Source organism: Sphingobium sp., from assembly GCF_041987595.1.
Lineage (GTDB): Bacteria > Pseudomonadota > Alphaproteobacteria > Sphingomonadales > Sphingomonadaceae > Sphingobium.
The window spans coordinates 1-8,995 of the sequence record NZ_JBHIWJ010000070.1 but is presented as its reverse complement, the minus strand read 5'-3'; the positions used below and the strand labels follow the sequence as shown (position 1 = coordinate 8,995).

Here is an 8,995-nt window from a genome sequence, read left to right as displayed (position 1 = left end):
TATGGGGCGTGCGCGACATGAAATATTGCGCCCATTTTTCGGCTTCGGGGCCATTAGCTTCCATCTGCGCCTTCATCTCGCCGGTCACGGTGAAGCCGGGGGCGAGGACGTTGGCGGTCAGCCCTTCCTTGCCCCAGCGCGATGAGACGTGACGCATCAGGGCGTTCACGCCCGCCTTCGACATGGCGTAGGAGGGACGGGTGGGTTCCGCGCCATGGGCGGAGCCGGAGCTGGTATAGACGATTGCCGACTGCTTGTTCTTCAGCAGATGCGGCACCACGGCGCGCGTGCACAGCAGGTGGCCGCGCAGGTTAACGGCGATGGTGCGGTCGAACACGGCAAGGTCGAGCGCCAGGGCGTCAGAGTCCTCCATGATCACGCGCAGGTCCGCTGCGTTGATATGCGCGCCATCAAGGCCGCCCAAGCGCTCCACCGCAGTCTTGACCGCTTCGTTCACCGACTGTTCGTCAGAAATATCGACATGGACGGCAAAGGCCCCATTGCCTGCCGCCTGCGCCGCTGCCTCTGCTCCGGCTAGGTTGATGTCGGCCGCACAGACTCGCGCGCCTTCTGCGGCCAGCCGCTTGACGGTTGCGGCGCCGATGCCTGTTGCGCTACCGAATATGATGATGCGGCGATCTTCGAGTCTGCTGTTCATCCGATTTCTCCCAAAATAGGTTGCTGCACTATTTCTATTCCTCGCGATGAGGACTGTTTTTCCAATCTGCCGTTCCGTTTTCGCTTCGCGCCGTGGCGAGTTGCCCGTAAATCAGGCCCTGCCGAATTGCGCGATCAGCAGACATGTCCCGCCCGCGATCAGCAGGAAGATCGCCAGCGCGACCCGGTTCGACGCGAAACGCAAGGCCGGCTGCTCGCCGGTCCAGCGCCGCGAGCCGCTGATCATCGGGCCGACCAGATTGTCGCGGCGATGGATCAGGTAAAAGAGGATCGCCACGACATGCAGTGCGGTAAGGGCTAGGATGACGTCGAAGATGAAGCCATGCCATTCCGCAGCGACCCGCCCCGTGTCAAAATCGACCAGATAGGCGAAGGGGCCGGATTCCATGCCGTCGATATCGACCGAGAAGAAGCCCAGACCGACTTGCGTGGCAAGCAGCGCGATCATTGCGATCACGCTCCAGCCGCCAACTGGATTATGGCCGGGCGCTGGAGCCGTCCCACGGTTGAACATATGACCGCGCACGTAGCGGAACAGCGTTACGGGTCCGCCCACGAAATGGGAAAAGCGGGCGGTGCTGCTGCCCGCGACGCCCCAGATGAGGCGGAAGAGCAGCAGCGTGAAGATGCTGTACCCTGCGAGCCGGTGCCAATCGAGCATCCGTTCTTCCGCCGTCCACCAGGCGAGCCCCAGCAGGGGCACCAATGTCCAGTGGAACAGACGGGTTGGCAGGTCCCAGATGCGCAGGCGCGCAGGCGCGCCGCTCATGTCCGCCTCGGCCATCAAAGCTCCGCGCGGAAACGGTCGTGACAGCTCTTGCAGGTGCTGCCCAGCGTGTTGCGCGCCGCACTCAGACCGGCGGCGTTACCGCTCGCGGCAGCCGCATCCAGCGACCGGGCGGCGGTGATCATGTCGCCCTGAAGCTTCACGAAGGCAGCATTGTCCTTCCAGATTTCAGGCTTGGCGCGGGTCTTGAGGCCGGCTTCCGGGCCGCTGCCCTTCGGGAAATATTTGGGCAGCAGTGCCGAGCGTGCGGCGATGTCGCGCGCCAGCGGCTTGACGCTGTTCATGTCGGGCGCGCCCGACTTCAACTCGTCGTTGATGCTTTTGAACGCTCCGCCAATCTCCTTGTAGCTCGCCTGGCGCGCATTGATCGCGTTCGTGACTGCAGGCGCCGCAGCATAGGCCGCATAGCTGGCCAACATGCCCAGCACCACGAATGCTGTCGAATAGGGGAGCTTCATCTTCACTTCGTCCTCTCTGAAAACATCCTGTCGGTCAGCCAGCGCTTCGTCCGGTCGGCAGGCATTGGAGGGCTTGGGCACCATCCGTGACTTTTCATGGTCAAATGACGCCTGTCGAGATCATGGACCACCCGGATTGGGATCAGTGAACACGGGTTTTTGGAGCAATCCGTCGATTTTGCACGAACAGTATGATCTTCGCGTCGATCGGAAGCCTGTTTCAGGGGGCAAGCGTTCTGGACCGTTCCAGTGGACGGAATAGAATGGCGGGCATTTGCAGCCGCACACGAGACCGATTAGAACAGGCAGATGTAACTGGGGAGAATGTGTGGGCGTGGATATCAGGACCGGAAGTCGCGGCGTCCACGCGGAATTGCTGAGCGAAATGTTGGAGGTCGCGTTATCCGCGGTGTCGGCGGACCGTTGCCTGCCCGCCTATCTTCCCCCTTATCCCAAAGGCCGCAGGCTTGTCGTTGCCGTGGGCAAGGCTGGGGCAGCCATGGCCAGAGTCGCGCTGAGGGACGCCCCGCCGCAGACGCGCGCGATCATACTGGTTCCCTATGGGCATGGCTGCGAACTGGCCGATCTACCCTCGAGCGCTATGCTGCTGGAAGGGGGCCACCCACTGCCAGATCAGCATGGGCTGGAAGCTGCCAAGATGATCTGCGAGGCGGTGTCCGAACTCACGGAGGAAGACCAACTGCTCGCGCTGGTATCGGGGGGGGGCTCCGCGCTCCTCGCTCTGCCAGCGGAAGGTCTCTCCCTTGAAGACAAACGCCAATTGACGGAGGAGTTGCTGCTGTGCGGCGCGACGATTTCCCAGATCAACTGTGTCCGCACGCATCTGTCGCAGGTCAAGGGGGGGCGCCTCGCGGTGCTGGCGCATCCTGCCGAAGTGGTGACGCTCGCCTTTTCCGATGTGTCAGGTGATGACCCGGCGCTGATCGCTTCCGGGCCGACCGTCGCGGACCGAACGACGTTGCAGGACGCACGGCGGGTGCTTGAACGTTTCGCAATTCCGGTGCCCGATCATGTGCGGCGCATTCTTGAGGATGAGCGGCACGCAACGCCGCGGCCAGATGCCGCAGCGATGACGCGGGCTGAGGCGCATATCGTCGCGCGCAACCACATGGCTTTGCAGGCCGCGGGCGAGATCGCGGCATCGCAAGGATTTACGCCGGTTTATCTGGGGGACGATCTGGAAGGGGATTCGACAGAGCTGGGCATCGTGCACGCCGCCCTCGCGCTGCATCATCGGCGCAAAGGTGGCAAATGGGCGTTGCTGTCCGGTGGAGAAACGACGGTGCTGGTGCGGAACAAGGTGGGGAAGGGCGGGCGCAATAGCGAATATGCGCTCAGCCTCGGCCTTTCACTAGACGGTGCCGCGGGGATTTCGGCGATTGCCTGCGATACAGACGGTATTGACGGCGTAGGAGGGCATGCCGGGGCGATCATCGACGGATCGACGCTGCGGCGGGCGAAGGCAGAGGGGATTTCCCCCGCTGCGATGCTGCGGCGGAACAACAGCTACGGCTTTTTCGAAGCGCTGGGCGATCTTGTCTTTACGGGGCCGACGCGGACGACCGTGAATGACTTCCGGGTGATCCTGATCGACGACGCAGCCTGAGCGTGGGTCGCTCTCGCCGAAAGATGTGACAGCCACTTGAAATGCTCGCGCAAGGAAAATGTCCACATTGTGAGACAGGATAGTGCGCTGCTTGCGACGGGAGTCGGCTGCCATCATAGACCGACCACTTTTGGGAGAGTTTGCATGGATCGCCGGGATTTCAATCTTTCGCGCCGTGACATGATGGCTGCCTTGGGCCACAGTGCGATAATTTCCGCGACATCGGCTGTCTTGGGTTCCGCAAACGCCGCGACATCAGCCATGACGAAGGACTGGTGGAAAAGCGAATATCGCATCCTGCAGACAAACCTGCGCGAGATAGATGCACAGCAGGATCCGGCCGTGATCGCCCGCGCAGCCCGCGATTTCGGCGCCACCGCAATCGTTTCGAATATTGGCGGGATCGTCGCCTTCTATCCGTCCGCCCTGCCGCTTCAATATGCGAACCCCTATCTGAAGGGGGATTTCGTGGGGCGGATGGTCGATGCGGCACACGCCAACGGCCTCGCCTATATCGGCCGGTTCGATCTGTCCAAGACAACCAAGTCCGTCTTCGATGCTCATCCCGACTGGTTCATGCGCAACCGGGACGGGTCCGTGCGCGAATATGAGGGTACCTATCAGGTCTGCCCAAATGGCGGATGGGCGCAGGATTATGCCCTGCGCATCCTGGAGGAAGGCATAGGGCGGTATGACATAGACGGCCTGTTCTTCAACATGGTGGGATATACGCGGACCGACTATGCGAATGTCGATCATGGCATTTGCGTCTGTGACAATTGCAGGAAGAAGTTCCGCGCCATGTATGGGCTGGACCTGCCGAAAACCGACGGCGCGGATGATTCAAACTGGTTGCCCTATATCGCTTTTCAAGGCCGGACGCTGGCGGAACTGGCCCAACGGATGACTATGCTGGTGCGCTCGGTCAGGCCCGATGTGCCGCTCATGGATTTCTTCGTAGGCCAGGTGGCGCGCGGAGAGGTACAGCGGCGGGTGGATCGTCCAGCGCCCGAATGGCCCTATGCGATGGGGGAACAGGTACGCTGGGCCACAGGCGTCAATCCCAAGCGCCCCTTTTCGGCTGCTTCGGCCGCCCATATCGACTATCCGTGGCGACAAGCGACCGAGAGTGCGGACAATCAACTGCTCCGTTTTGCGCAGGCGCTGGGAGCGGGCGGCAAGCTCGACCTGTATCTGATGGGCACCTTGGCGGATCAAGACGATCAAAGCTGGCTGCAGCCTGTGTCCCAACTCTTCAAATGGCATGCAGCCAACGAACGTCATTATGCGGGCCTGACACCCGTCGGACGCGTCGGGCTCTTCTCCCCCGCCTCGGGCTTCACCGGCGGCGAGCGTGGCTTTTCACCCGGCCTGCGGGGTGCCTATCAGGCGTTGATCGATCTTCGTCAGCCCTTTCTCAGCCTCAATGCAGGGCGTCTGGTGAAGGAGGGGAGGGCGCTGACCGACAATTTCGACGTCGTTCTGGTGTCCGACGGCCAACGGCTTTCGGACGAGGAAGCGGCGGCGCTCGACAATTTTGTCGCCGCGGGCGGCTTGTTGATTACGACAGGCAAGACAGGTGCGCTCGATGCGAAAGGTCAGCCGCGCGCGCGGCAGATATTGGGGAGCAGCCCGGTGGAGATGTTCACCGGGGAGTCCGACGCCCATGGCTGGTCGTTGAAGGATGAAGGCTCTCAACTGGATTTCGGCGGCGCGCGCATTCCCGTTGACGGCCGCTACTTCCATAGTCGTCAGCGCCGGGGAGCGACGACGCTGATCCCCTTCGCGCCCGATCAGCGCTTCGGTCCGCCGGAATTCAGTTATGCAAAACCGGACGCCATGGTGCGTCCTGACCCCGGCGTTGTCGCCATCCAGTTTGGCAAGGGTACCGCGGTCCACATCCCCTGGATGCCCGAAACGCTCTACTATCGGGACGGTCTGCAGGCGCACCGAGACTTGTTCGGCGCGATCATCGACCGCTTCGCGCCGCCACCGTCAATCCGCCTGGAAGGCGAAGGCCCTGTCGAACTGACCGTTCAGCGGCAGGATGGCACGGGTGCCCTGATGGTCCACCTTATCAATTATGCGGGGCAACGGAACACCGCTTACACCACGCCGCCGGCTCTTCACGGACTGCGGCTGGGGGTACGCGGTTCGTTCAGCTCTGCGGGATCAGCGCTACGCACGGACCGCACGATCCGAGGCGCCAGAAAATCGGGCGATGATTATCAGTGGTTCGACCTACCACCCGTCGCAGCTTTCGAAGTGCTGCGGCTGCTGCCGCGTTAGCTTTGGCGGGTCGCGCTCACGCCGGAGGGCGCCCGAATAGTAATCACTGGTGAAATGATGAAACTGGTTGTACGCGAAGGGGTCATGACAATCGAATGCACCGCAGCAGAAATACAGGAATTTTCCGGTTACCGCAGGGTGCTCGCGCACCTGCGCGATCTGCTGATCAATAGTAGGGTTCAGACCGGTGACCGCTTGCCAGGTGAACGCGAACTCGCCTTGCAATTGGGGGTCAGCCGACCCGCTGTGCGTGAAGCGGTGCGGGCGATGGAAATGATCGGCGTCATTGAAACGCGCCACGGTCGTGCAAGCATGGTTCGCATTCCCGACGCCACAGTTCTGGGAGAATTTTTCTCGCTGGCCCTCGCCCAGCAACCGGCGATCATCGAAGACATCGTCGAAGTTCGGATCGCCTTGGAACGGCAAGCGGCGCGGCTGGCTTGCGAGCGTGCGGCCGAGGAGGATCTTCAGCGTCTGGCCTTGGCCCTCGAGGAAATTTTGGCCACCATCGACGACGCGCAGTCAGGGGGCGATGCGGACTTCCGTTTCCACGCGGAACTCGTCGCAGCAGCGCACTCGCCCGCCCTTTCCACCGTTTATGGGACGATTACCCATTTGCTGGAACGATCCCATTTCGAACGGAGGCAGCGCATCGTGGAGACCTCAAAGGCTCGCGATTTCCTGATCGACCATCATCGGAAGATATTTGAGGCGGTAGTGTCCGGCGACGCCCGCTTGGTTGATGACCTGATGCTCAGCCATTTTGCAATCGGCGCAGCCTTGCACAAGCAGGGGGCGACCAGCTTGTCCTGAGGCTGTTTCGCAAAGCGAGGCAAAAAACAGCAAAGACACGCCATCACGTCGTGGTAAGACCAGATGAATAATGGGGCTGCATGCTCTGCTGCTTACAGGTGAGAGGAGGGGGATGGTGCATGAACCTACGTCAAAGGGCTATCGACGAATGAGGTTCCACGGCTCATCTACTTGCGCGGAGCAGCTAGCATGATCGACCGCCGCGCTGTTTTGGCTGCAAGCCTGGTCACCGCCTTTGCTAGCCGGTCCCCCGAAGCCTTTGCATCTGCGGTTTCGCCCGATGATGGGACGATCAAACTGCATGGGCGTAGGCTTGAAATCGTCGATCTGACACATCGGCTGACCCGCGCTTTCGCCTTCACACCTGGACGCCTGTCGATGGAAGCGGTGGAAGGGTCCGGCACCGGGGCTGGCATGCGGCTTAACCGGCTTTCGATCGTTGAGCACACCGGAACCCATCTCGATGCGCCACGCCATTTCTCTCCCGAGGGCCGCAGCGTTGGCGACTTGCCAATCGCCGATCTGGTCGTGCCTCTTGTCGTGATCGACATCAGGGCAAAGCGCCAGTTGGACCGCGATGCGCAAGTGGGGCCAGAAGACCTCGCCGCTTGGGAAAAGAAGCAGGGCAGCTTGCCGGCCGGTTGCTGTGTCGCGATGCTCTCAGCTTGGGATCCACTGGCGGAAGTGGCCCGCTATGGCAGCTTATCACCGGAGGAGCGGCGCAAGAGCCCCGGTTTCAGCCGGGCCGCAGCCGATCTTCTGCTAAAGCGGGATGTGCGGGGCATCGCGGTCGATACGCTCTCCCTGGATGCCGGGCGCGATATGCCTGCTTATCCGGTGCATCAAAGCTGGCTGCGCAGCGGCCGCTGGGGCTTGGAAGCCGTCGCCAATCTCGATCGGGCGCCAGCCTCCGGCGCCATAATTTTCGTGGGCGCACCTCCCATTGCAGAGGCCACCGGTATTCCCATTCGGGCCATGGCGCTCTTCTGACATTTGACGCGGAAGCAGGAAATGACGGAACCATCCTTTTCATCGGATCGCGGAAAAGGGCTGGCGGCGAAGCAGCCCTCGGGAGCGGGCCGTCCGAATGAAAATCTGCTCGCCACCGGCCACCGCTTTGTCGCGCGGTTGCTCCGCCTGATTGAGAGCAGGGGCGGCGATGCGCAGTCTGTATTGGCTACTCGGAACATCGACCAGCCCCTGGCCGAATTTCTGGGTCCTGGATTGCTCGCCGTCGAGAAACAGAAGTTGCGGGCGATCGCCTCCCACGCGAGCGTCGTCGCTGCCGACATGCAATCGCGCAAGGCGGGCCGAGCGCTTTTTCGCGCGGGCGACTGGCGGTTGCTCTTCTATTGCCTCACCGGTAGCAAATCCCTGCGCGAAGCGATCCAGCGGATGGAGGAACTGCTGGTGGCGATCGACGGTCGCATGGGGTTCGCTTCGCTCAACTGCTCCGGTTCCTGGGCACGGCTGACGCTCCGCGGCGCTCGCAGCGGCGATGAGGAACTGGACTTCATCGTCTCGCTTCATGGCGAGCTGATGTTCCACTCGATCTTCAGCTGGCTTATCGGCGTCCCGCTGGGCGGCATCGCAGCGCTGGATTACCCGGAATCCGCAGCATGTTATCTGGACGATGACAGCTGGCCCTTCGAACTCCGTCTGGGGGCGCCGCGATCCGAATTGATCTTTGCCGAACGCATGCTCGACCTTCCCGTCCTAAGGACGATGGATGATTGCGAGGCGGCGCCGACGCTCAATTTTCTGTTCGGCCTGCGTGACGGAAATGATCCGGAGGAAATCGCACGGCGATCACGGCAGCTCATGGCGCTGGCCCTGCGGGAAGAGGCGCGCATGCTATCGCTCGATGAATTGGCGAATGAGCTGGTGCTGGGCCGCATGACATTGCGCAGGCGGCTGAGCGCGGCAGGCACGACCTTTCACAAGTTGCGCGATGAAGTCCGGCGCGGCATCGCCATCGATCTTGTCGTCAACTCCGATCTGCCGATCGAGGAAGTCGCCGAACGCCTGGATTTTTACGATTCCGATTCCCTGCGATCGGCATTTCACGCCTGGACCGGCATGGCTCCGACCCATTATCGGCGGAGCATGAAGCCTGTGGCTCAGCCCAACTGAGGGGGGGCGGCCGTCAGGGCATGCGAAGTTCGACAAGTTCCACGATCACGCCGTCCGGATCGCGCACGACGCTGTTCAGGACCGGCCCCCTGGCGTCCGCAGCCGGCTGGCTGATCAACGGATAGCCGGCGGACTTGACCTTCGCCGCGATGGCGCGGGTGTCGGCGACCCGCAGCCCGATCTTCGCGCCTGATGACTTGTTCTGATCCG

9 protein-coding genes are annotated in these 8,995 nt (G+C 62.0%); 5 read left to right on the top strand and 4 right to left on the bottom strand.

Features of this window, described 5'->3' with window-relative positions:
• The 3 genes from ACFC3J_RS16030 to ACFC3J_RS16020 all read right to left on the bottom strand — a co-directional run.
• Positions 1–658, bottom strand: a 658-nt coding sequence (locus ACFC3J_RS16030) for an SDR family NAD(P)-dependent oxidoreductase (RefSeq protein ID WP_375197118.1), incomplete at its 3' end; no start/stop codon positions are given.
• Between the two features lie 111 nt (positions 659–769).
• The gene (locus tag ACFC3J_RS16025; RefSeq protein ID WP_375197117.1) at positions 770–1,462 is read right to left on the bottom strand and encodes a cytochrome b/b6 domain-containing protein; all 693 of its coding nucleotides are present in this window, start codon (positions 1,460–1,462) and stop codon (positions 770–772) included.
• Complete coding sequence (locus ACFC3J_RS16020) at positions 1,462–1,923, bottom strand: c-type cytochrome (RefSeq protein ID WP_375197127.1); 462 nt, start codon at positions 1,921–1,923, stop codon at positions 1,462–1,464. The genes ACFC3J_RS16025 and ACFC3J_RS16020 overlap by 1 nt, the downstream gene beginning before the upstream one ends.
• A 334-nt stretch (positions 1,924–2,257) precedes the next feature.
• Between ACFC3J_RS16020 and ACFC3J_RS16015 the strand changes: the two genes are divergently transcribed.
• From ACFC3J_RS16015 to ACFC3J_RS15995, 5 genes are all read left to right on the top strand, one after another.
• Positions 2,258–3,550 carry a glycerate kinase gene (locus ACFC3J_RS16015; protein WP_375197116.1) on the top strand — a complete coding sequence of 431 codons (1,293 nt, stop codon included), beginning with the start codon at positions 2,258–2,260 and terminating at the stop codon, positions 3,548–3,550.
• 261 nt (positions 3,551–3,811) lie between these two features.
• Entirely contained in the window at positions 3,812–5,839 is a 2,028-nt protein-coding gene (locus tag ACFC3J_RS16010) for an alpha-amylase family protein (protein ID WP_375197115.1), read from the top strand.
• 54 nt (positions 5,840–5,893) lie between these two features.
• The gene (locus ACFC3J_RS16005) at positions 5,894–6,652 is read left to right on the top strand and encodes a FadR/GntR family transcriptional regulator (protein WP_375197114.1); all 759 of its coding nucleotides are present in this window, start codon (positions 5,894–5,896) and stop codon (positions 6,650–6,652) included.
• Positions 6,653–6,841: 189 nt separating this feature from the next.
• Positions 6,842–7,642: a cyclase family protein gene (locus ACFC3J_RS16000; RefSeq protein ID WP_375197113.1), complete on the top strand. Its 801-nt coding sequence runs from the start codon at positions 6,842–6,844 to the stop codon at positions 7,640–7,642.
• A 21-nt stretch (positions 7,643–7,663) separates the two neighbouring features.
• Positions 7,664–8,785: a helix-turn-helix domain-containing protein gene (locus ACFC3J_RS15995; protein ID WP_375197112.1), complete on the top strand. Its 1,122-nt coding sequence runs from the start codon at positions 7,664–7,666 to the stop codon at positions 8,783–8,785.
• 13 nt (positions 8,786–8,798) lie between these two features.
• On the opposite strand, the gene ACFC3J_RS15990 is transcribed toward ACFC3J_RS15995, so the two are convergent.
• On the bottom strand, positions 8,799–8,995 hold a 197-nt coding region (locus ACFC3J_RS15990), incomplete at its 5' end, for a VOC family protein (RefSeq protein ID WP_375197111.1).